The organism is Streptomyces sp. NBC_00887 (genome assembly GCF_045207585.1).
This window is the reverse complement of sequence record NZ_CP108788.1, coordinates 1,377,305-1,400,001: the sequence shown is the minus strand read 5'-3', so window position 1 is coordinate 1,400,001 and position 22,697 is coordinate 1,377,305. Positions and strand designations below refer to the sequence as shown.

Genomic DNA, 22,697 nt, shown 5'->3' with positions numbered 1-22,697 from the left:
GGTGACCCACCGGGACGGGGTGCCCCGCCGTGGGACGGCACGGCTCGTGACTACGATGGGCCAGCCGGTGGCCGAAGTGGCCGCACGGCCCACCGAACCTCGGGAAGGCCATGCTGAACAAGTACGCGCGTGCATTTTTTACGCGTGTCCTCACACCGTTCGCCGCTCTGCTGCTCCGCCTCGGGGTCAGCCCCGACGCGGTCACTCTCGTCGGCACGGCCGGAGTGATGGCAGGTGCGCTGGTCTTCTTCCCGATGGGGGAGTTCTTCTGGGGCACGATCGTGATCACGGCCTTCGTGTTCTCGGATCTCGTCGACGGCAACATGGCGCGGCAGGCCGGGATCTCCAGCCGGTGGGGCGCGTTCCTGGACTCGACGCTCGACCGGGTCGCGGACGGGGCGATCTTCGCCGGGTTCGCCCTCTGGTACGCGGGCAGCGGCGACGACAACGTGCTGTGTGCGGTCGCGATCTTCTGCCTGGCCAGCGGCCAGGTGGTCTCGTACACCAAGGCCCGCGGTGAGTCGATCGGCCTGCCGGTCGCGGTCAACGGGCTGGTGGAACGCGCCGAACGGCTGGTGATCTCGCTGGTCGCCGCCGGACTGGCCGGCCTGCACGGGTTCGGCGTGCCCGGGATCCAGATCCTGCTGCCGATCGCGCTGTGGATCGTTGCCGTGGGCAGCCTGGTGACCCTGGTCCAGCGGGTGGTGACCGTGCGCCGGGAGTCGGCCGAGGCCGACGCCGCGGGCGGGACCGCGGAACAGGGGAGCGAGGCCGCGCAGTGAGCGGCACCGGATCCGATCTCAGGGGACGGCTCACCGACGGGCTCTACGGGCTCGGCTGGGGCGCGGTCAAGAAGCTGCCCGAACCGGCCGCCCGTGCGCTCTTCCGCACCATCGCCGACCACGCCTGGAAGCGGCGGGGCAAGTCGGTGCTGCGGCTGGAGTCGAACCTGGCCAGGGTGGTTCCCGACGCGGACGCCGCCCGTCTCGCCGAGCTGTCGAAGGCCGGCATGCGCTCCTACATGCGCTACTGGATGGAGTCCTTCCGGCTGCCGACCTGGAGTCCGCAGCGGATCAGGGACAGCATCAACGTCCGGGACGTCCACCGGCTCACCGAAGGCATGGACGCCGGGAACGGGGTCATCATCGCGCTGCCGCACCTGGGGAACTGGGACCTGGCGGGCGCATGGGTCACCACCGACCTGAAGGTGCCGTTCACGACGGTCGCCGAGCGGCTGAAGCCGGAGACCCTGTACGACCGGTTCGTGGCCTACCGCCGGGGCCTGGGCATGGAGGTCCTGCCGCACAACGGAGGGGCCGCCTTCGGGACCCTGGCCAGGCGGCTGCGGTCCGGCGGCCTGATCTGCCTGGTCGCCGACCGCGACCTGTCGGCGTCCGGTGTCGAGGTGAACTTCTTCGGCGACACCGCGCGGATGCCCGCAGGACCCGCGCTGCTGGCCCAGCAGACCGGCGCGCTGCTGCTGCCCGTCACGCTCTGGTACGACGGCACGTCCGTCATGCAGGCGCAGATCCATCCGGCCGTGGGCGCACCCGGGACAGGTACCCGCGCCGAGAACACGTCCTCCATGACACAGGCGCTGGCCGATGCCTTCGCCACCGGGATCGCCGAGCATCCGGAGGACTGGCACATGCTGCAGCGGCTCTGGATCTCCGATCTGGACCCCCAGGGGGAAACTCCGTGAAGATCGGCATCGTCTGCCCGTACTCCTGGGACGTCCCCGGTGGGGTGCAGTTCCACATCCGGGACCTCGCCGAGCACCTGATCCGCCTCGGCCATCACGTCTCGGTGCTGGCGCCCGCGGACGACGAGACGCCGCTGCCGCCGTACGTGGTGTCCGCGGGCCGTGCCGTGCCCGTCCCGTACAACGGCTCGGTGGCCCGGTTGAACTTCGGGTTCCTGTCCGCCGCGCGGGTGCGCCGCTGGCTGCACGACGGCACCTTCGACGTCATCCACATCCACGAGCCCACCTCGCCCTCGCTCGGGCTGCTCGCCTGCTGGGCGGCGCAGGGGCCGATCGTCGCCACGTTCCACACGTCCAACCCCCGCTCCCGGGCCATGATCGCCGCGTACCCGATCCTCCAGCCGGCGCTGGAGAAGATCAGCGCGCGGATCGCGGTGAGCGAGTACGCGCGACGCACCCTGGTCGAGCACCTCGGCGGGGACGCGGTGGTCATCCCCAACGGCGTGGACGTCGGCTTCTTCGCCGGTGCCGAACCGAAGGCCGAGTGGCAGGGCGGCACGCTCGGCTTCATAGGGCGCATCGACGAACCGCGCAAGGGGCTGCCCGTCCTGATGAAGGCGCTCCCCGCGATCCTCGCCGCCCGCCCGGAGACGCGCCTGCTGGTCGCGGGCCGCGGTGACGAGGAGGAGGCGGTCGCCTCACTGCCGAAGGAGATGCGCGAGCGCGTCGAGTTCCTCGGCATGGTGAGCGACGAGGACAAGGCGCGGCTGCTGTGCAGTGTCGATGTGTACGTGGCGCCGAACACCGGCGGCGAGAGCTTCGGCATCATCCTGGTCGAGGCCCTGTCGGCGGGAGCACCCGTGCTCGCCAGCGACCTCGACGCGTTCGCGCAGGTGCTCGACCAGGGGGCCGCGGGCGACCTCTTCGCCAACGAGGACGCCGACGCGCTCGCCGCGGCCGCGATCCGCCTGCTGGGCGACCCGGAGCGACGGGCCGGTCTGAGGGAGCGGGGCAGCGCGCACGTGCGCCGCTTCGACTGGGAGACGGTCGGCGCGGACATCCTCGCCGTGTACGAGACGGTCACGGACGGGGCCGCATCGGTGGACACCGACGAACGCACGGGCCTGCGCGCACGGTTCGGGCTGGCCAGGGACTGACGCCGGGCTCACGGGCCGATACGGCGCACCGGCGGCCCGGGGGCGCACCCGGCGACGGTAGCCTTGCCGCCCGTGATCGAAACCTTCATCTGGATTGCCGTCGCGCTCCTCGCGATCGGCCTGTACCTCAGCTGGACCGCCGGCCGGCTCGACCGGCTCCACGCCCGTATCGACGCTTCCCGGGCGGCCTTGGACGCCCAGTTGTTGCGCCGTGCCTCGGTCACCCAGGAACTGGCCACCGCCGGGGTGCTGGATCCCGCGGCGTCGATCGTGCTGTACGAGGCGGCGCACGCCGCACGGCAGGCCGAGGAGGAGCAGCGCGAGGTCTCCGAGAGTGAGCTGAGCACCGCGCTGCGGGCCGTGTTCGGCGAGACGGCGCAGGTCGAGGCCCTCAAGGAGTTCCCCGGCGGACAGGACGCGGCGAAGGAACTGGCCGCCGCCGTGCGCCGGGTCCCGATGGCCCGGCGCTTCCACAACGACTCGGTGCGTGCCGCCCGCGCGCTGCGCAGGCACCGGACCGTACGACTGTTCCGGCTCGCCGGACACGCCCCGTTCCCGCTCGCCTTCGAGATGGACGACGAGCCACCGGTCGCGCTGGCGGACCGGCCCGGCAGCTGAGGCGGCGCACAAAACGATCCACGGGGTGTCCATTGGCCCTTGCTGTGGACTGGTCCCGGAGCGTTTGCTCGTGCCTGCAGTCTCCCGTTCCTTTTTCACCCCCAGTGAGGTCGATCCGTGTCCACGCTTCCCAGCACCCCGCAGTCCACCGAGTCCCCGGCCACCGGCACCGCCCGCGTCAAGCGCGGCATGGCCGAGCAGCTCAAGGGCGGCGTGATCATGGACGTCGTCGACGCCGAGCAGGCGAAGATCGCCGAGGACGCGGGCGCCGTGGCGGTCATGGCCCTGGAGCGGGTTCCGGCCGACATCCGCAAGGACGGCGGCGTGGCCCGGATGTCCGACCCCAACATGATCGAAGAGATCATCGAGGCCGTCTCCATCCCCGTCATGGCCAAGTCCCGCATCGGCCACTTCGTCGAGGCCCAGGTCCTGCAGTCCCTCGGCGTCGACTACATCGACGAGTCCGAGGTCCTCACCCCGGCCGACGAGGTCAACCACAGCGACAAGTTCGCCTTCACCACTCCCTTCGTCTGCGGTGCCACCAACCTGGGCGAGGCCCTGCGCCGCATCGCCGAGGGTGCCGCGATGATCCGCTCGAAGGGCGAGGCCGGCACCGGCAACGTCGTCGAGGCGGTCCGGCACCTGCGCCAGATCAAGAACGAGATCGCCCGCCTGCGCGGCTTCGACAACAACGAGCTGTACGCCGCCGCCAAGGACCTCCGTGCCCCGTACGAGCTGGTCAAGGAGGTCGCCGAGCTCGGCAAGCTGCCCGTCGTCCTGTTCTCCGCCGGTGGTGTCGCCACCCCCGCGGACGCGGCCCTGATGCGTCAGCTCGGTGCCGAGGGCGTCTTCGTCGGCTCCGGCATCTTCAAGTCCGGCGACCCCGCCAAGCGCGCCGCCGCCATCGTGAAGGCCACCACCTTCTACGACGACCCGAAGGTCATCGCGGACGCCTCCCGCAACCTGGGCGAGGCCATGGTCGGCATCAACTGCGACACGCTGCCCGAGGCCGAGCGCTACGCCAACCGCGGCTGGTAACCCACTGATGACCGACAACCCTGTCATCGGAGTCCTGGCTCTCCAGGGCGACGTACGGGAACATCTGATCGCCCTGGCCTCGGCGGACGCCGTGGCCAGGCCGGTCCGGCGTCCCGAGGAGCTCGCCGAGGTCGACGGGCTCGTCATACCCGGTGGCGAGTCCACCACGATGTCCAAGCTGGCCGTCCTGTTCGGCATGCTGGAACCGCTGCGCGAGCGGGTCGCCGCCGGAATGCCCGTCTACGGCACCTGCGCCGGGATGATCCTGCTCGCCGACAAGATCCTGGACCCCCGCTCGGGCCAGGAGACGGTCGGCGGTATCGACATGATCGTGCGCCGTAACGCTTTCGGGCGGCAGAACGAGTCGTTCGAAGCCGCCGTCGAGGTGGACGGGATCGCGGACGGTCCGGTCGAGGGCGTGTTCATCCGCGCGCCCTGGGTCGAGTCGGTCGGGGCGGAGGCAGAAGTCATCGCGGAACACGGCGGGCATATTGTCGCCGTACGGCAGGGAAACGCCCTGGCTACGTCATTCCACCCCGAACTGACCGGGGACCACCGGGTCCACGCACTCTTCGTCGACATGGTGCGCGCAGTGTGCTGACTCGATCCCGGTAGGATCTCTCGGGTTCGTTCAGATTTTGGTGACGCGAAGGAGAAGGCAGATGTCCGGCCACTCTAAATGGGCTACGACGAAGCACAAGAAGGCCGTGATCGATGCCAAGCGCGGCAAGCTCTTCGCGAAGCTGATCAAGAACATCGAGGTTGCGGCCCGTTCCGGCGGCGTGGACCCCGAAGGCAACCCGACGCTCGTCGACGCCATCCAGAAGGCGAAGAAGAGCTCCGTCCCGAACAAGAACATCGACTCCGCGGTCAAGCGCGGCGGCGGTCTCGAAGCGGGCGGCGCGGACTACGAGACGATCATGTACGAGGGCTACGGCCCCAACGGTGTCGCGGTGCTCATCGAGTGCCTCACCGACAACCGCAACCGCGCGGCGTCCGACGTACGTGTCGCGATGACCCGCAACGGCGGCTCGATGGCCGACCCCGGCTCCGTCTCGTACCTGTTCAACCGCAAGGGCGTCGTCATCGTCCCGAAGGGCGAGCTGTCCGAGGACGACGTCCTGGGCGCCGTGCTCGACGCGGGCGCCGAGGAGGTCAACGACCTCGGTGAGACCTTCGAGGTCGTCAGCGAGGCCACCGACATGGTCGCGGTCCGCACCGCGCTCCAGGAGGCGGGAATCGACTACGACTCCGCCGAGGCCAACTTCCTGCCCACCATGCAGGTCGACCTCGACGAAGAGGGCGCGCGCAAGATCTTCAAGCTCATCGACGCGCTCGAGGACAGCGACGACGTGCAGAACGTCTTCGCCAACTTCGACGTCTCCGACGAGGTCATGGAGAAGGTCGACGCCTGACATCCGGGCACCCTCCGCACGAGCGGAGCCGACGGGCCGACGGGGACACACCCCGTCGGCCCGTCGCATTGTCGGTGCGAGCCGATAGCCTGCGGGAACAGTTGACCGATCGGTGAGGGGAGGGGGCGCTCCATGCGTGTTCTGGGCGTGGACCCGGGGCTGACCCGGTGCGGTGTCGGAGTCGTCGAGGGTGTGGCGGGCCGGCCGCTGACGATGGTCGGCGTCGGCGTCGTACGCACGCCGGCCGATGCCGAGCTCGGACATCGACTGGTCGCCATCGAGCAGGGCATCGAGCAGTGGCTCGACGAGCACCGGCCCGAATTCGTCGCTGTGGAGCGGGTGTTCAGCCAGCACAACGTCCGTACGGTGATGGGCACGGCCCAGGCCAGCGCGGTCGCCATGCTCTGCGCCTCCCGCCGGGGCATCCCGGTCGCCCTGCACACCCCCAGTGAGGTCAAGGCGGCCGTCACCGGCTCGGGCCGCGCCGACAAGGCGCAGGTCGGAGCCATGGTGACGCGGCTGCTGCGGCTCGACGCACCGCCCAGGCCCGCCGACGCCGCCGACGCACTCGCCCTCGCCATCTGCCACATCTGGCGCGCCCCCGCGCAGAACCGACTGGAGCAGGCCGTCGCCGCCCACCGCACGCTGAAAGGCCGTACCGCATGATCGCCTTCGTCTCCGGCCCGGTGGCCGCCCTCGCCCCGACCACGGCCGTGATCGAGGTCGGCGGCATCGGCATGGCCGTCCACTGCGCCCCCGGCACACTCGCGGGCCTGCGGATCGGCCAGGAGGCGAGGCTCGCCACCTCCCTCGTCGTACGGGAGGACTCGCTCACGCTGTACGGCTTCGCCGACGACGACGAGCGGCAGGTCTTCGAGCTCCTCCAGACCGCCAACGGCGTCGGCCCGCGTCTCGCCCAGGCGATGCTCGCCACCCACAGCCCGGACGCCCTGCGCATCGCCGTCGCCACCGGTGACGAGAAGGCGCTCACCGCCGTCTCCGGGATCGGCAAGAAGGGCGCCCAGAAGCTCCTCCTGGACCTCAAGGACCGGCTCGGCGAGCCGGTCGGGGCGCACATCGGGCAGCAGGGCATCGGCACCGCGGTCAGCTCCTCCTGGCGCGACCAGCTGCAGGCCGCCCTGATCGGCCTCGGCTACGCGACGCGCGAGGCCGACGAGGCCGTGACCGCCGTGGCCCCGCAGGCCGAGGCCGCGATCGCCGGCGGCGCACAGCCGCCCGTACCGCAGCTGCTGCGCGCGGCCCTGCAGACACTCAACCGCGCACGCTGACCCGGGGGCCGACGCCCCGTACGCCGGCCGGAGCATCGCACGACCGGCACCGAAACACCCGAGGCGGGACTGACGAGATGAACTGGGACGAGACCGGAACCGACACCGGCGCGACGGACGACCTGCTGGACGACCGGCTGGTCGCCGCCGGTGCGGACGGGGAGGACACCGCGGTCGAGGCCGCGCTGCGCCCCAAGGACCTCGACGAGTTCGTCGGCCAGGAGAAGGTACGGGAACAGCTCGACCTGGTACTCAAGGCCGCGCGCGCCCGTGGCGCCACGGCCGATCACGTCCTGCTCTCCGGTGCCCCGGGCCTCGGCAAGACCACTCTCTCCCTGATCATCGCCGCCGAGATGAACGCCCCGATCCGCATCACCTCCGGCCCCGCCATCCAGCACGCGGGCGACCTCGCGGCGATCCTCTCCTCCCTCCAGGAGGGCGAGGTCCTCTTCCTCGACGAGATCCACCGCATGTCGCGGCCCGCCGAGGAAATGCTCTACATGGCCATGGAGGACTTCCGCGTCGACGTCATCGTCGGCAAGGGCCCCGGTGCCACGGCCATCCCGCTGGAACTGCCCCCCTTCACGCTGGTCGGGGCCACCACCAGGGCCGGACTGCTGCCGCCCCCGCTGCGCGACCGATTCGGCTTCACCGGCCACATGGAGTTCTACGCCCCCACGGAGCTGGAGCGGGTCATCCACCGCTCCGCGGGCCTCCTCGACGTGGCCATAGACACCGAGGGCGCGGCCGAGATCGCCGGACGCTCCCGGGGCACGCCCCGTATCGCCAACCGGCTGCTGCGCCGCGTCCGGGACTACGCGCAGGTCAAGGCCGAGGGCCGGATCGACCGGGACATCGCCGCAGCGGCCCTGCGGGTGTACGAGGTCGACGACCGGGGCCTGGACCGGCTGGACCGCGCGGTGCTCGGCGCCCTGCTGAAACTCTTCGGCGGCGGCCCCGTCGGCCTGTCCACCCTCGCCGTGGCGGTGGGGGAGGAGCGTGAGACCGTCGAGGAGGTCGCCGAGCCCTTCCTCGTACGGGAAGGACTGCTCGCCAGGACCCCCCGAGGACGGGTGGCCACCCCAGCGGCCTGGGCTCACCTCGGCCTCGTACCGCCGCAGCAAGGCGTTAAGGGACAACAGGGCCTGTTCGGGGCGTGATGCGTCACAGGGTTGGCCACCAGGGGAACCACGGTGCCATGCTGGGCGTTGTTCCAATGATGCGGACTCGCTTAGACTCCGCCGATGCCGCCCGTACAGGTCGGTGTACCCACCCCCGTAGATCAGGCCGCATTTCAGCGCGGTCGTGCGAAGGAAGTTCCGTCCCGTGAGTCTCGTGACCCTCCTCCCCTTCATCGTGCTCATCGGGGCCATGTTCCTGATGACCCGGTCCGCCAAGAAGAAGCAGCAGGCGGCTGCGCAGATGCGCAACGACATGCAGCCCGGCACGGGCGTCCGGACGATCGGGGGCATGTACGCCACCGTCAAGGAAATCCAGGACGACACGGTTCTCCTCGAGGTCGCGCCCGGCGTCCACGCCATCTACGCCAAGAACTCGATCGGTGCCGTCCTGGACGACGCGGAGTACAACCGCATCGTCCACGGTGACGACGAGGACCTGAAGGTCGACGGCGCGGTCGTGCCCGACGACGCCTCCTCGCTGACCGCCACCGAGACCGCCGAGGCGGACGCGGACGACGCGAAGATCGACCTGGGCAAGAAGGCCGAGGGCGACGCCGACGGGTCCAAGGACTCCGAGGTCAAGGACGCCAAGGCCGACGGCGAGGGCGACGCGAAGAAGTAGTTCCACGATCCAGGGACGCCGGACACCTACAGGTGACCGGTGTCCCCCGGACCGTGCGGTCTTCTGCGGGGGCGGGTCCCCACAACACTTCGTGGCCGCTCGGGCGCGTACCCGGCGCGGGGCGGTTGGACAGGGAGAAACGAGAAGGTGGCAGCACCGAAGAAGGGCCGAGGGCCGGCCGGCGGTCAGAGCAGGCCGGGGCGTGCCCTGGCTTTTATTCTGATCGCCATGGTCGCGCTCGCCGGCGGGATGTTCTGGTCCGGTCACACCACGCCCAGGCTTGGCATCGACCTGGCGGGCGGCACGTCGATCACGCTCAAGGCGAAGAGCCAGCCCGGCAAGCCTGACGCGATCAACGAGACCAACATGAACACCGCGGTCAGCATCATCGAGCGCCGTGTCAATGGTCTGGGTGTCTCCGAGGCCGAGGTCCAGACCCAGGGCAAGTCGAACATCATCGTCAACATCCCCAAGGGCACGAATTCGAAGCAGGCCCGGGATCAGGTCGGTACGACTGCCCAGCTCTACTTCCGTCCCGTGCTCACCGTCGCAGGCGGCGAACCGACGCCCACCGGGTCCGCGAGCCCTTCCGCGAACGGTTCCGGCAAGCCGAGTGCCACGCCCAGTGCGAAGGCGAGCGACCCGGAGACCGCTTCCGACTCGAAGGCCACGCCTTCGGCGAGCGCCACCACCCAGGGCCGTGCGGTCACCGGCGCCCTGAAGAAGGACGCGACGCCGACCCCCAGTGCCTCGGACGGTGCGAAGACCTCCGAGCCCCCTGCAGCGACGCCGGCGCCCGACCCGGCGACCGCCGCGCTGGAGAAGAAGTTCACCGCGCTGGACTGCACCGACCCGGAGGCCCGGGTGGCCGCCGGTGTCGGAGTCAAGCCCGAGGACCCCGCGGTCGCGTGCAGCTCCGAAGGTGACGCGAAATACCTCCTCGGCCCGGCCGAGGTCTCCGGTACCGACGTCGACGACGCCAAGGCCCAGTTCGACCAGCAGCGCGGCATCTGGCTCGTCTCGATGGAGTTCACCGACAAGGGCTCCAAGAAGTTCCAGACGATCACGAAGAAGCTGTCGGCGCAGCAGTCCCCGATGAACCAGTTCGCGATCTCCCTCGACGGCGAGGTCGTCTCCGCACCGCAGGTGAACGAGACCCTCAGCGGCAGCGCCGAGATCTCCGGCAGCTTCACCCAGCAGTCCGCCGAGGACCTGGCCAACGTGCTCTCCTACGGTGCGCTTCCGTTGTCCTTCAGCGAGGACACGGTCACCACGGTCACCGCAGCCCTCGGTGGCGAGCAGCTGGAGGCCGGTCTGATCGCCGGCGCCATCGGCCTGGCCCTGGTCATCATCTACCTGGTGGCCTACTACCGCGGTCTGGCGCTCATCGCGCTCCTCAGCCTCGCGGCGTCCGGCATCCTGACCTACACGATCATGGCTCTGCTCGGCCCGGCCATCGGCTTCGCGCTGAACCTGCCCGCAGTCTGTGGCGCCATCGTGGCGATCGGTATCACGGCGGACTCGTTCATCGTGTACTTCGAACGCGTCCGTGACGAGATCCGCGAAGGCCGCACGCTGCGTCCCGCGATCGAGAGGGCCTGGCCCCGTGCCCGGCGCACGATCCTGGTCTCCGACTTCGTGTCGTTCCTCGCCGCCGCGGTGCTCTTCCTGGTCACCGTCGGGAAGGTTCAGGGCTTCGCGTTCACGCTCGGCCTGACGACCGTGCTCGACGTCGTCGTGGTGTTCCTCTTCACGAAGCCCCTCATGACTCTGATGGGCCGTACGAAGTTCTTCTCCAGCGGTCACCCCTGGTCCGGGCTGGATCCGAAGCGGCTCGGTGCCAAGCCGCCGCTGCGCCGCTCGCGCCGTGTCCACGCCCCCACCGACCACCCGAAGGAGGCGTGAGATGTCGCGACTCGGCAATCTCGGCGCCCGGCTCTACCGTGGCGAGGTCGGTTACGACTTCATCGGCAAGCGCAAGATCTGGTACGGCGTCTCGATCCTGATCACGATCACGGCCATCCTCGGCCTGGCGGTCAGCGGTCTGAACATGGGCATCGAGTTCAAGGGCGGCGCGGTCTTCACGACCGACACCAAGGCCAAGGTCTCGGTCTCCCAGGCCCACGAGGACGCGGTGGCGGCCTCCGGCCACGAGGCGATCGTCCAGGAACTCGGCGACGGCGGGCTCCGGATCCAGATCACCGAGGTCGACACGGCGCAGGCCGACCGGATCAAGACCCAGCTCTCGGAGGACCTCGGCATCCCGGAGTCCAAGATCAACGCGGATCTGGTCGGTCCCAGCTGGGGTGAGCAGATCGCCAACAAGGCCTGGACCGGCCTCGGCATCTTCATGGTCCTCGTGGTGATCTATCTCGCGATCGCCTTCGAGTGGCGCATGGCCATCGCGGCCCTCGTCGCGTTGATCCATGACATCACCATCACGGTCGGTGTCTACGCCCTGGTCGGCTTCGAGGTCACCCCGGGCACCGTGATCGGTCTGCTGACGATCCTCGGTTACTCCCTCTACGACACCGTCGTCGTCTTCGACAGTCTCAAGGAGGGCCAGAAGGGGATCACGAAGCAGACCCGCTGGACGTACAGCGAGGTCGCCAACCGCTCCATCAACGGCACGCTGGTGCGCTCCATCAACACCACCGTCGTCGCTCTGCTGCCGGTCGCCGGCCTGCTCTTCATCGGTGGCGGTGTCCTCGGCGCAGGCATGCTGAACGACATCTCGCTGTCGCTCTTCGTCGGCCTCGCGGCCGGTGCGTACTCCTCGATCTTCATCGCCACACCTCTGGTCGCCGACCTCAAGGAACGCGAACCGCAGATGAAGGCGCTGAAGAAGCGGATCCTCGCCAAGCGGGCTGCCGCAGCCGCCAAGGGCGAGTCCGCGGAGGACGAGCGGGACGACCGCGCGCAGGAGGAGGACGGCTTCCCCGAGGACGCCGCAGCCGCCGGCGCCGTCGTCGGACAGCGCCAGCAGCCAAGGGGCCACGGGCGGACTCCGGGGAAGCGTCGATGACCAGCACCACCGACTCGACCCGGGAGCTCCTGCTCAGCCGGATCCGCGACGTACCGGACTATCCGAAGCCCGGAGTGGTGTTCAAGGACATCACCCCGCTGCTCGCGGACCCGGTCGCCTTCACGGCGCTCACCGACTCCCTCGTGGACCTGTGCGTACGGCACGGGGCCACCAAGGTCGTCGGCCTCGAGGCGCGCGGTTTCATCCTGGCGGCGCCCGTCGCCGTCAAGTCCGGCCTCGGCTTCGTACCCGTCCGCAAGGCCGGGAAGCTGCCCGGTGCCACGCTCGGGCAGGCGTACGAGCTGGAGTACGGCACGGCGGAGATCGAGATCCACGCCGAGGACCTGTCGGCCGACGACCGGATCATGGTCATCGACGACGTCCTGGCCACCGGCGGCACCGCCGAGGCCTCGCTGGAGCTGATCCGGCGGGCCGGCGCCCAGGTCGCGGGTGTGGCGGTCCTCATGGAGCTCGGCTTCCTCGCCGGCCGTGCACGTCTGGAGGGGGCCCTCCGCGGCGCCCCGCTGGAGGCGCTGATCACGCTCTGAGCGGCGCTGCGCAGCCGTAGTGGCAGCAGCCGGTCACACAGGACGGGCACTCGGGACATCCGGGTGCCCGTCCTGTGTGGTGACGGGTTCCCACGGTCCCCGGGCGAGGACCGGCCCGGGGATCGATACCATGGGCTTTCCGGGTAGCCCGGATCCGCACGAGGAGCGCACTTGCCAGACGAGGCCCAGCCAGTCGCCGCCCCGCAGCCCGACGAGCCCGCTGCGGACCCCGCCACGCCCGAGGAGGCGCAGCGCGCGCAGGAGCCGGAGCCCGGGAAGCGAGAGCCCGCGGACGACGCGGACCAGGACCGGGGCACCGCCTCCGAGGCACCTGCCGCACCTGCGACGGCGAAGCCGGGCCCCCCGCCCGGGGTGAAGGCGGCGTCCCCGGCGAAGCCGGATGCCGAGCCCGCGCCCTCCGCCGAGCCCACCGGGTCCACGCAGGCCGCCCCGAAGACTCCCGCACCACCGACGTCTCCCGCTCCGGCCGCGAAGCCCCCGGCCGCGACGTCTCCCGCTCCCGTCGCCAAGCCCCCGGCCAAGCCCGCAGCCACCCCGCCGGCCCCGCCGGCCCGCTCCGGTGGTTCGTCCAACCGTGTCCGGGCCAGGCTCGCCCGGCTGGGCGTGCAGCGCTCCAGCCCGTACAACCCGGTCCTCGAACCGCTCCTGCGCACGGTCCGCAGCAACGACCCCAAGATCGAGTCCGCCACACTGCGGCAGATCGAGAAGGCCTACCAGGTCGCCGAGCGCTGGCACCGCGGGCAGAAGCGCAAGAGCGGCGACCCCTACATCACCCATCCGCTCGCCGTCACGACCATCCTCGCCGAGCTCGGCATGGACCCGGCGACACTGATGGCCGGACTGCTGCACGACACGGTCGAGGACACCGAATACGGCCTGGACACGCTGCGCAAGGACTTCGGCGACCAGGTCGCGCTCCTCGTGGACGGCGTCACCAAGCTCGACAAGGTCAAGTTCGGCGAGGCCGCGCAGGCCGAGACCGTGCGCAAGATGGTCGTCGCCATGGCCAAGGACCCCAGGGTCCTCGTCATCAAGCTGGCCGACCGCCTGCACAACATGCGCACCATGCGGTACCTCAAGCGGGAGAAGCAGGAGAAGAAGGCCCGCGAGACCCTTGAGATCTACGCGCCCCTGGCTCACCGCCTGGGCATGAACACCATCAAGTGGGAGCTGGAGGACCTCGCCTTCGCGATCCTCTACCCGAAGATGTACGACGAGATCGTCCGCCTCGTCGCCGAGCGCGCGCCCAAGCGCGACGAGTACCTCGCCGTAGTGACCGACGAGGTCCAGTCCGACCTGCGCGCCGCCCGGATCAAGGCCACCGTCACCGGACGCCCGAAGCACTACTACAGCGTCTACCAGAAGATGATCGTGCGGGGCCGCGACTTCGCCGAGATCTACGACCTGGTGGGCATCCGTGTCCTCGTCGACACGGTCCGCGACTGCTACGCGGCCCTCGGCACCGTCCACGCGCGATGGAACCCGGTCCCCGGCCGGTTCAAGGACTACATCGCGATGCCGAAGTTCAACATGTACCAGTCACTGCACACCACGGTGATCGGCCCCAGCGGCAAGCCCGTCGAGCTCCAGATCCGCACGTTCGACATGCACCGCCGCGCCGAGTACGGCATCGCCGCGCACTGGAAGTACAAGCAGGAGCCCTCGGCCGGCGCCTCCAAGGTGCGTACCGACGTGCCCAAGAACACCGGCCGCGGCCAGGACACCGTCAACGACATGGCGTGGCTGCGCCAGCTCCTGGACTGGCAGAAGGAGACCGAGGACCCCAGCGAGTTCCTGGAGTCCCTGCGCTTCGACCTCTCGCGCAACGAGGTCTTCGTCTTCACACCCAAGGGCGATGTCATAGCGCTCCCCGCGGGTGCGACCCCGGTCGACTTCGCGTACGCCGTCCACACGGAGGTCGGCCACCGGACCATAGGAGCACGGGTCAACGGGCGGCTCGTACCGCTCGAGTCGACGCTCGACAACGGCGACCTGGTGGAGGTCTTCACCTCCAAGGCGGCCGGCGCCGGACCCTCCCGGGACTGGCTCGGGTTCGTCAAGTCGCCGCGGGCGCGCAACAAGATCCGCGCCTGGTTCTCCAAGGAGCGCCGCGACGAGGCGATCGAGCAGGGCAAGGACTCCATCGCGCGGGCCATGCGCAAGCAGAACCTGCCGATCCAGCGGATCCTCACCGGCGACTCCCTGGTCACCCTCGCCCACGAGATGCGGTACCCCGACATCTCGTCGCTATACGCGGCGATCGGTGAGGGGCACGTCGCGGCGGCAGGTGTCGTCCAGAAGCTGGTCCAGGCGCTCGGCGGCGAGGACGCCGCCAACGAGGACCTCGCGGAGAGCTCGCCGCCCTCGCACGGCCGCAACAAGCGCCGTGCCAAGGCGGATCCGGGTGTGGTCGTCAAGGGTGTCGAGGACGTCTGGGTCAAACTGGCCCGCTGCTGCACCCCCGTGCCCGGTGACCCGATCATCGGGTTCGTGACCCGTGGCAGCGGTGTCTCCGTGCACCGCGCCGACTGCGTCAACGTCGACTCGCTCTCGCAGCAGCCGGAGCGGATCCTCGAGGTCGAGTGGGCGCCGACCCAGTCGTCGGTCTTCCTCGTCGCCATCCAGGTCGAGGCACTGGACCGGTCGAGGCTGCTCTCCGACGTCACGCGGGTCCTGTCGGACCAGCACGTCAACATCCTGTCGGCGGCCGTGCAGACGTCCCGCGACCGGGTGGCCACCTCGCGGTTCACCTTCGAGATGGGCGACCCCAAGCACCTCGGCCACGTCCTGAAGGCCGTGCGGGGCGTCGAGGGCGTGTACGACGTCTACCGGGTCACTTCGGCCCGCAGGCCTTAGGACCGTCCCGGGGCGGTCCTACGGCGTCGTCGGCGTTGTGGCTCCGGCCCACGTCGCCGACGACGGCGCCCGTACGACAGGCCCAGGGAGCGCGGTCCTGCCCACGGTGCCCTCGGACATGACCGGGCTGAACGCCCCCTCGGAGCGAGGGGGCGTCAGAGGAGGTCGCGAGGCAGCGTCTCGTTCCACGTGCGGGAGAACACACGGCGGCCGTCCTCGTACCCGTCGAGCGTCGCGTCCACGAGGAATTCCGTCCGGGTGCACCGCAGTACCGTGCGGGTCTCCACCCGCACGTCCCAGTCCTTCCGCTGGAAGCGCATGGTCCAGGCGGCTTCGCCGCTGACCGACGTCAGGTCGTCGGCGACCGCCGCGTAGCGTTCGTAGGCGCGCAGGCCCACGTCGAGCCCGATGTCCTCGTAACGCACCAGACCACCGTCCTTCACGATCTCCAGCGCGGAGTGATAGTCGATCAGGTCACGCCTGACCTCCCAACGCTGCTCCGGGGGCGTGAGCTGTGTGGTCGCGAGCGGTGGAGCGCCCTCGGGCTCGCCGAAGGGCTTCCAGGACAGGTGGTCGGGTGCGCTGACAGGACGCACCGGCAGGGTCAGGCTGCTGGTCCCCTCCCACACGTTCAACGTGACCGGTTCGGGCGGAGGCCAGGCCAGCGGCCAGTACGAGGTCGAAAGGGAGAGGCGGATACGGTGTCCGGCCGGGAACGCCTGCGCCACGCCGTTGAGTTGGACGGTCGCCCGGTACCGCTTTCCGGGTTCGAGCGGCTGCGGGTCCTTCGACGTCTCGCAGTGGGTGAGGTTGAGCAGCCCGTACGTGACCCGGGTGGCGCTTCCGTCGGGTGCCACGTCGGAGAGCCGGGCTGCGACCATCGCCACCGGTTCGCTTGCGGACACCTCGAGTCGGACAGTCGGGGACCCAAGGATCTCAAGCTGCTCGGTGAGTTCGTCGGTCTCGAACACGAGTGAACCGCCGTCCTCCTCCCGCTGGTCGTAGGGCAGGTCCGGCGGTGCGTTGTACGACGCCCACTTACCGGCGAACTGGCCCACCGACAGGGGCGATCGCACAGTCAGCGGGTCCGCGGCCTCCGGCACCTCCCCGGGCCTGCCGATGCGGTGACGGCTCAGGCGGTGCTCGGTCGGTTCGATGTGCGGGGAGGGCCAGGCCGGTTCGCCCACCCAGCGGCCGGGCCGTTCCTCGTACGACGTGGAAGGCGGCACACTCTCCTGCATCCATGTCTGGAGCATGGGGCCGTCCATGACGCCGTTGTCGATGTCCTTCAGCCAGTGGTCCCACCAGGCAACGACCTCCTGCAGGTAGCCGATGGCCGGGCCCGGTTCCCCCAGGTGCGGGAACTTGTGGGACCACGGCCCGATGAGGCCCCTGCGCGGGACGTCCAGGTTGCCCAGCAGACGTGTCACCGCGTTGGAGTAGCCGTCGGCCCACCCGCTGGAGGCAAGGACCGGGCACCGCACGCGGGAGTAGTCCTCGCAGACCGAAGCGTGCTCCCAGTAGGCGTCGCGGCGCTGGTGGCGCAGCCATTCCAGGGCCCAGGGGCTGGTGTGCTCCATGCGCTGGTGCCACATCTCGCGCCACTGCTCGCCGACGACGGCCGGGTCGGGCGGGCAGGTGGCGTAGGCGAACATGGTGCCGGCCTCGGCGAGGTTGTCGGACAGCATGGCGCCGCCCATGTAGTGCATGTCGTCGGCGTAGCGGTCGTCGGTGAAGGAGGAGATGGCGATCGCCCGCAGGCTCGGTGGCTGCCGGGCAGCCACCTGGAGCGCTGCGAATGCGCCCCACGAGATGCCCATCATGCCGGTGCTGCCGTCGCACCAGGGCTGATCGGCCAGCCAGGCGAGCACTTCCTCGGTATCGGCCTGCTCGCGTTCCAGGTACTCATCCGCGAGCACGCCTTCGGAGTCGCCGGTGCCGCGGATGTCGACGCGGGCACAGGCATAGCCGTGCCCGGCGATGTAGGGGTGATGGAGCGAATCGCGCACCGAGGTGAGATCCCGCTTGCGGTAGGGGATGCACTCCAGAATCGCCGGCACCGGCTCCGCGTCCGAGGACACGGGCCGCCAGATCCGCGCGGAGAGGTTCACACCGTCGGACATGGGGATGACGACGTGGTCCTCCTCCGTCGTCTCGCAGGGCAAGTTGCTCACGGAACGCATACGGGCTTCCACCTCCTGGTGATTGCGGCTCAGCTGGTCTGCTGCCCAGGTGCTCGGCTGCCACACAGCAGCCATCCCTGCAGTCCGGGTCAGGGAGTCGTGCCGTCGTGGTCCGCGGGAGCAATGCCGTCGAAGGCGAGGTGCAGCGAGGCGACACAGCGGTCGAACTTCTCGCGCAGTTCCTCCTCGCTGTCGCCGCCGGTGAAGATGTGGGCCACTTCATAGCTGTAGCTGTCCTGCTCAGGCATCCGAGACAGCCGCTGCCCTTCTTCAGGGATCATGTCCACCCGCACCCCGGGGACTTCGCGCTCGATGCGCCGGATGTCCTCCTCGTCCGGGACTCCGTGGACGACCCCGTCGGCGAACCACCGGTAGTACCACTTGGCAGCCATCCGGTACGGGCCCGCGCCCCGGGCCACGCCCGGATCGTTGTCGAGGGCGAGGCTGATCATGTGGTGGTGGTTGGGGACTCCGTCCACGTACTCGAAGAGTTCCGCATGCGACTGCGAGTGCCGGGGGTTGATCTCCAGGAGGTTGAGTTCGTCGGCACGGGGATCGTAGAAGTACTCGATGCTGAAGGTGGCGGAGTCCATGCCGATCTGCTTGATCACCTTCGCGGAGACGTCGTGCAGTCGCTGGACCACCGGGGCGGGGAGCGTCGACGGGTACTGGTGGCGCAGGAAGGACGAGCTGTCCGGGTAGTTGATGGAGTCCAGCACGCCGTACACGGTGACCTCACCGCCACGCGCGTATCCCTCCACCGCCACTTGCAGGCCGGTGAGCGCCTCCTCCGCGAGGCAGACCTGTCCTCCGACACCCTTCATCTCGGGCGGCAGATCGAGCTGATCGAGGATGTGGTCGAAGGGACGGCCGACCCGGCTGATGCCGTCCCGTATCTCCGCGACGGCGGCACCGAATTCCTCGTCGTTCTTCACTCCGAAGGCCAGTTCCGAGGAGTACGACAGCGCCGGCTTGAGCCACATCGGATACCTCACCCCTTCCGGGGGGCGAGGGTCGGACGCGGACAGATCGACCCTTCCGAAACGGGGGTGCTCCTTCACCGCCTTCTGCTGTTCCAGCCGACTCCAGTACTTGTGCTCGCACTTGACGATGGATTCGAGGCTGGTGCTCCGCGTGCCGTAGCGTTCGGAGAGGAGCGGGACGAGGGTACTCACCGGGAAGTCCCGATAGCCGACGATCGCGTCGACAGTTCCGTCGAACGCGTCGAGTACGGACCGGGCCTTCTCCAGCAATGCGGGCACCGACACCTCGCCGACCTGGAGCTCGTCCATGGTCAGCAGAGGATGGAAGCGGTACCGCCCGGCGTCGGGTACTGATTCCAGCGTGCGCAGGTCGGCATCGCTCAGGCCGATGACGAATATGTTGTGCTTGCTCACCGCGTCTCCTCCGTCTGGGCATGCCGAACCGGTGAAGTGCCCTACCGGGCACGGGGTTCGGATCACCGCCGCCTACCCCTCACGCTTGTGGCCATGCCGTCACGCACACCGGTCGCAGACGCAAGCTCGCCGGTGGACACGCCATCTGTCCCGAGGGGTGTGTACCGATGCGGCGGGGGTACGCGCTGGTTCGCCTACGGGGGCCCAAAGGGCAGCAGATGACAGTGGAGGGGAAGATCGTGACATCGACGTCCAGACAGGCCTTGGTCGCGGACCCGGCGGTTGGGGCCGGGCTCCCGCAGATCGACGATCCTCAGAGGATCGCTCCGAAGGACGCACGGGCGATGGGGAAGATCTTCTTCGACCGGCTCCAGGTCCTGGAAGAGGGCACGGCCGAATACCAGTACGCCCGCAACACCTTGATCGAGATGAATCTGTCGCTGGTCCATTTCGCTGCCAAGCGATACCGCAACCGCGGTGACGGGCAGATGGAGGACATCATCCAGGTCGGCACCATCGGCCTGATCAAGGCGATCGACCGCTTCGAGCTCTCCCGCGAGGTCGAGTTCACCTCCTTCGCGATCCCCTACATCGTCGGCGAGATCAAGCGCTTCTTCCGGGACACGACATGGTCGGTCCACGTCCCGCGCCGACTTCAGGAACTACGGGTGACTCTCGCCAAGACCAAGGAACAGCTGGCCAACAGGCTGGACCGGGATCCCACGGTCGCCGAGATGGCCGCCTTCCTGGACATCGGCGAGGAGGACGTCATCGAGGGTCTCGTCGCGGCCAACGGCTACACCGCGGGCTCCCTCGACCTGCCCGTGGGTCACACCGAGGAGAACAGTTCCCGAAAGGGCGGCCATACGTATGCCGAGATCACGGGCTGCCTCGACCCCGACATGGAGCTGGTGGAGAACCTCCACGCACTGGCCCCACTGATGGAATCGCTGGACGAACGCGAACGCGCCATCCTTCGGATGCGCTTCGGCCAGGAGCTGACCCAGTCTCAGATCGGCGAACACCTCGGCCTTTCCCAGATGCACGTCTCACGCCTCCTCACCCGCATCCTGAAAAAGCTCCGCACAGGCATGCTCACCCAGGAATGACCTGCCCTCCCACCGGAAACGCCCGACGTGGCAGCCGTCGGCCGATGGCGCAGGCACCTCAGGCACCCCAGGAACTGAACCGGTCCGGCTCCGGGTAGGCGGAGCGGGCCGGAGTGCTACCTGGCGGTCGCCCTTCGCCGCCCCCGACGCCGGACCCGGTGGCAACGGCCACACAGCGGCAACGGCACGGCGCGACGCCGGGCGGGACCGGTACGCGTGTCATCCGCCGGGCGGCGGACGCCAGAGGGGCTTCCCCGCGCAGACGCGGGGAAGCCCCTCTGATCAAGTCGGGAGGCTTGTCAGCCGCCGAACTCCTCCAGGCCCTTCAGCGCCTGGTCCAGCAGCGCCTGCCGGCCCTCGAGCTCGCGGGACAGCTTGTCCGCCCTCGCGTTGTTGCCCGAGGCGCGCGCCGTGTCGATCTGCGTGCGCAGCTTGTCGACGGCGGCCTGGAGCTGACCGGTAAGACCCTCGGCGCGGGCCCGCGCCTCCGGGTTCGTCCGGCGCCACTCGGACTCCTCGGCCTCCTGAAGCGCCTTCTCCACCGCGTGCATCCGGCCCTCGACCTTCGGGCGGGCGTCACGCGGGACGTGGCCGACGGCCTCCCAGCGCTCGTTGACGGAGCGGAACGCGGCCCTGGCCGCCTTCAGATCCGTCACCGGCACCAGCTTCTCGGCCTCGACGGCGAGCTCCTCCTTCAGCTTGAGGTTCTCGCCCTGCTCCGCGTCACGCTCCGCGAAGACGCCGCTGCGCGCCGCGAAGAAGACGTCCTGGGCGCCGCGGAAACGGTTCCACAGGTCGTCCTCGGACTCGCGCTGGGCGCGGCCCGCGGCCTTCCACTCGGTCATCAGGTCGCGGTAACGGGCGGCCGTCGTACCCCAGTCGGTGGAACCGGAGAGCGACTCGGCCTCGGCGACCAGCTTCTCCTTGACCTTGCGGGCCTCCTCGCGCTGGGCGTCCAGCGAGGCGAAGTGCGCCTTGCGGCGCTTCGAGAACGCCGAACGGGCATGCGAGAAGCGGTGCCACAGCTCGTCGTCCGACTTGCGGTCGAGTCGCGGCAGACCCTTCCAGGTGTCGACGAGCGCCCGCAGCCGTTCACCCGCGGACCGCCACTGCTCGCTCTGCGCCAGCTCCTCGGCCTCGACGACGAGCGCCTCCTTGGCGTGGCGCGCCTCGTCGGTCTGCTTCGCCTTCTGGGCCTTGCGCTCCTCCCGCCGCGAGTCGACGGTCGCGACGAGGGAGTCCAGCCGCTTGCCGAGCGCGGCGAGGTCGCCCACGGCGTGGTGCTCGTCGACCTGCTGACGCAGATGCTCGATCGCAGCCGTCGCATCCTTCGCCGACAGATCGGTGGTCTTCACCCGCCGCTCGAGGAGGCCGATCTCGACCACCAGGCCCTCGTACTTGCGCTCGAAATAGGCCAGTGCCTCCTCGGGGGAACCGGCCTGCCACGATCCGACGACCTGCTCGCCCTCGGCCGTACGCACGTACACGGTGCCCGTCTCGTCGACACGGCCCCACGGGTCGCTGCTCACAGCGCCTCCTCCACCTGATGCCTACGAGGGGGTTCGCCCCCCGGGCATCGTCCACAGTTTCCTGGGGCGGGCAGCGCCCGCCCTGCACAACGCCAATCTAGGCGACCGGCCACCCGGCTGTCCGCACTCAGCGCGGCCGAAATTCTCCGCCCGCCCCGAGCGACGGGGGCCGGCCGGCCGGCCGGCCGGCCGGTCAGACCTTGTCGACCGTCGCCTTCTCGACCGTGACCGCCTTCTTCGGAGCACCGTCGGCCGCCCCACCGGTGACGCCCGCCGCGGCGATCTTCTTGACGGCCTTCAGGCCGGCATCGTCCATGGTGCCGAACGGCGTGTAGCTGGGCGGCAGTTTGGTGTCCTTGTAGACGAGGAAGAACTGGCTGCCGCCGGTGCCCGGCTGGCCGGTGTTCGCCATCGCGACCGTGCCCGCCGGGTATGTGACCGACCCGTCGTCGCCCGCCTTGCCGAGCGCGGTCAGGTTCTCGTCCGGGATCGTGTAGCCGGGACCGCCCGTTCCGTCTCCCTTGGGGTCACCGCACTGAAGGACGAAAATGCCCTCCGTGGTCAGGCGGTGACACTTCGTGCTGTCGAAGTACCCCTTGTCCGCGAGGGCCTTGAACGAGTTGGTGGTGTGCGGGGTCTTCGCCGCGTCCATCGCGATCGCGATGTCGCCCTGGCTCGTCTTCAGCGACATCGAGTACTTCGCTTTTTTGTCGATCTTCATCGCGGGCTCGGGAGCCTTGCTCTCGCTCGCCGAGGGAGAGGCCGACGGGCTCGCGCTCGCCGCCGCATCCGCGGAGTCCTTCGTGTCGTCGCCGTCCCGGGAGACGTACGCGCCCGCGCCGATGACCGCCACCACGGCCACAGCCGACACGATGATCACGGCAAGGCGCCTGGTCTTCCGGCGCGCTTCCTCCCGGCGCTGTTGCTGCCGCTCGAACTTCTCCCGGGCGAGCTGCCGCCGCCGCTGATCGCTGCTGACCACCGGTTGGTCTCCTTGTACGTCGTGT

Annotated in this window: 20 protein-coding genes; 16 read left to right on the top strand and 4 right to left on the bottom strand. The window is 69.5% G+C overall.

Annotation, left to right across the window (positions count from 1 at the left end; all coding sequences use genetic code 11):
• Positions 1-110: 110 nt before the first annotated feature.
• The 15 genes from pgsA to OG844_RS06225 all read left to right on the top strand — a co-directional run bounded on the left by pgsA (position 111) and on the right by OG844_RS06225 (position 15,472).
• Positions 111-782 carry a phosphatidylinositol phosphate synthase gene (gene pgsA, locus OG844_RS06295; RefSeq protein ID WP_406388667.1) on the top strand — a complete coding sequence of 224 codons (672 nt, stop codon included), beginning with the start codon at positions 111-113 and terminating at the stop codon, positions 780-782.
• Positions 779-1,702 (top strand): phosphatidylinositol mannoside acyltransferase, encoded by a 924-nt coding sequence (locus OG844_RS06290; RefSeq protein ID WP_406388665.1) that lies wholly within the window; start codon positions 779-781, stop codon positions 1,700-1,702. Before pgsA ends, OG844_RS06290 begins: the two co-directional genes overlap by 4 nt.
• Positions 1,699-2,859 carry a glycosyltransferase family 4 protein gene (locus tag OG844_RS06285; protein ID WP_406388664.1) on the top strand — a complete coding sequence of 387 codons (1,161 nt, stop codon included), beginning with the start codon at positions 1,699-1,701 and terminating at the stop codon, positions 2,857-2,859. The genes OG844_RS06290 and OG844_RS06285 overlap by 4 nt, the downstream gene beginning before the upstream one ends.
• Before the next feature lie 72 nt (positions 2,860-2,931).
• Entirely contained in the window at positions 2,932-3,477 is a 546-nt protein-coding gene (locus OG844_RS06280) for a hypothetical protein (protein ID WP_329212905.1), read from the top strand.
• Positions 3,478-3,594: 117 nt separating this feature from the next.
• Entirely contained in the window at positions 3,595-4,515 is a 921-nt protein-coding gene (pdxS, locus tag OG844_RS06275) for a pyridoxal 5'-phosphate synthase lyase subunit PdxS (protein WP_406388663.1), read from the top strand.
• Between the two features lie 7 nt (positions 4,516-4,522).
• Positions 4,523-5,116, top strand: coding sequence for a pyridoxal 5'-phosphate synthase glutaminase subunit PdxT (pdxT, locus tag OG844_RS06270; protein WP_406388662.1), 594 nt, complete (start codon positions 4,523-4,525; stop codon positions 5,114-5,116).
• Positions 5,117-5,177: 61 nt separating this feature from the next.
• On the top strand, positions 5,178-5,930 hold the full coding sequence (locus OG844_RS06265; protein WP_266929230.1) for a YebC/PmpR family DNA-binding transcriptional regulator: 753 nt from the start codon (positions 5,178-5,180) through the stop codon (positions 5,928-5,930).
• Between the two features lie 132 nt (positions 5,931-6,062).
• Positions 6,063-6,596 (top strand): crossover junction endodeoxyribonuclease RuvC, encoded by a 534-nt coding sequence (gene ruvC, locus OG844_RS06260; protein ID WP_406388660.1) that lies wholly within the window; start codon positions 6,063-6,065, stop codon positions 6,594-6,596.
• The gene (gene ruvA / locus OG844_RS06255) at positions 6,593-7,219 is read left to right on the top strand and encodes a Holliday junction branch migration protein RuvA (RefSeq protein ID WP_329212910.1); all 627 of its coding nucleotides are present in this window, start codon (positions 6,593-6,595) and stop codon (positions 7,217-7,219) included. The genes ruvC and ruvA overlap by 4 nt, the downstream gene beginning before the upstream one ends.
• A 77-nt stretch (positions 7,220-7,296) precedes the next feature.
• On the top strand, positions 7,297-8,379 hold the full coding sequence (gene ruvB, locus OG844_RS06250; protein WP_351180896.1) for a Holliday junction branch migration DNA helicase RuvB: 1,083 nt from the start codon (positions 7,297-7,299) through the stop codon (positions 8,377-8,379).
• Between the two features lie 166 nt (positions 8,380-8,545).
• Positions 8,546-9,022, top strand: coding sequence for a preprotein translocase subunit YajC (gene yajC, locus OG844_RS06245; protein WP_406388657.1), 477 nt, complete (start codon positions 8,546-8,548; stop codon positions 9,020-9,022).
• Positions 9,023-9,169: 147 nt separating this feature from the next.
• Complete coding sequence (gene secD, locus OG844_RS06240) at positions 9,170-10,927, top strand: protein translocase subunit SecD (RefSeq protein ID WP_406388655.1); 1,758 nt, start codon at positions 9,170-9,172, stop codon at positions 10,925-10,927.
• Position 10,928: 1 nt separating this feature from the next.
• A complete protein-coding gene (gene secF / locus OG844_RS06235) occupies positions 10,929-12,047 on the top strand; it encodes a protein translocase subunit SecF (protein WP_406388653.1) in 1,119 nt (372 codons plus the stop codon).
• On the top strand, positions 12,044-12,595 hold the full coding sequence (locus OG844_RS06230) for an adenine phosphoribosyltransferase (RefSeq protein WP_406388651.1): 552 nt from the start codon (positions 12,044-12,046) through the stop codon (positions 12,593-12,595). The genes secF and OG844_RS06230 overlap by 4 nt, the downstream gene beginning before the upstream one ends.
• Before the next feature lie 171 nt (positions 12,596-12,766).
• Positions 12,767-15,472: a RelA/SpoT family protein gene (locus tag OG844_RS06225; RefSeq protein ID WP_406388650.1), complete on the top strand. Its 2,706-nt coding sequence runs from the start codon at positions 12,767-12,769 to the stop codon at positions 15,470-15,472.
• 155 nt (positions 15,473-15,627) lie between these two features.
• On the opposite strand, the gene OG844_RS06220 is transcribed toward OG844_RS06225, so the two are convergent.
• Together OG844_RS06220 and OG844_RS06215 are read right to left on the bottom strand one after the other, a co-directional pair.
• Entirely contained in the window at positions 15,628-17,655 is a 2,028-nt protein-coding gene (locus OG844_RS06220; protein WP_406396018.1) for a CocE/NonD family hydrolase, read from the bottom strand.
• 89 nt (positions 17,656-17,744) lie between these two features.
• Positions 17,745-19,052, bottom strand: a complete 1,308-nt coding sequence (locus tag OG844_RS06215) for an acetyl-CoA carboxylase biotin carboxylase subunit family protein (RefSeq protein ID WP_406388649.1) — start codon at positions 19,050-19,052, stop codon at positions 17,745-17,747.
• Positions 19,053-19,270: 218 nt separating this feature from the next.
• On the opposite strand from OG844_RS06215, the gene OG844_RS06210 reads away from it, so the two are divergent.
• On the top strand, positions 19,271-20,161 hold the full coding sequence (locus OG844_RS06210; RefSeq protein WP_406388647.1) for a SigB/SigF/SigG family RNA polymerase sigma factor: 891 nt from the start codon (positions 19,271-19,273) through the stop codon (positions 20,159-20,161).
• Positions 20,162-20,460: 299 nt separating this feature from the next.
• Here the strand turns inward: OG844_RS06210 and OG844_RS06205 are convergent, their stop codons facing one another.
• Together OG844_RS06205 and OG844_RS06200 are read right to left on the bottom strand one after the other, a co-directional pair.
• Entirely contained in the window at positions 20,461-21,690 is a 1,230-nt protein-coding gene (locus OG844_RS06205) for a DUF349 domain-containing protein (protein WP_406388646.1), read from the bottom strand.
• 193 nt (positions 21,691-21,883) lie between these two features.
• A complete protein-coding gene (locus tag OG844_RS06200; protein ID WP_406388645.1) occupies positions 21,884-22,672 on the bottom strand; it encodes a peptidylprolyl isomerase in 789 nt (262 codons plus the stop codon).
• Positions 22,673-22,697: the final 25 nt, after the last annotated feature.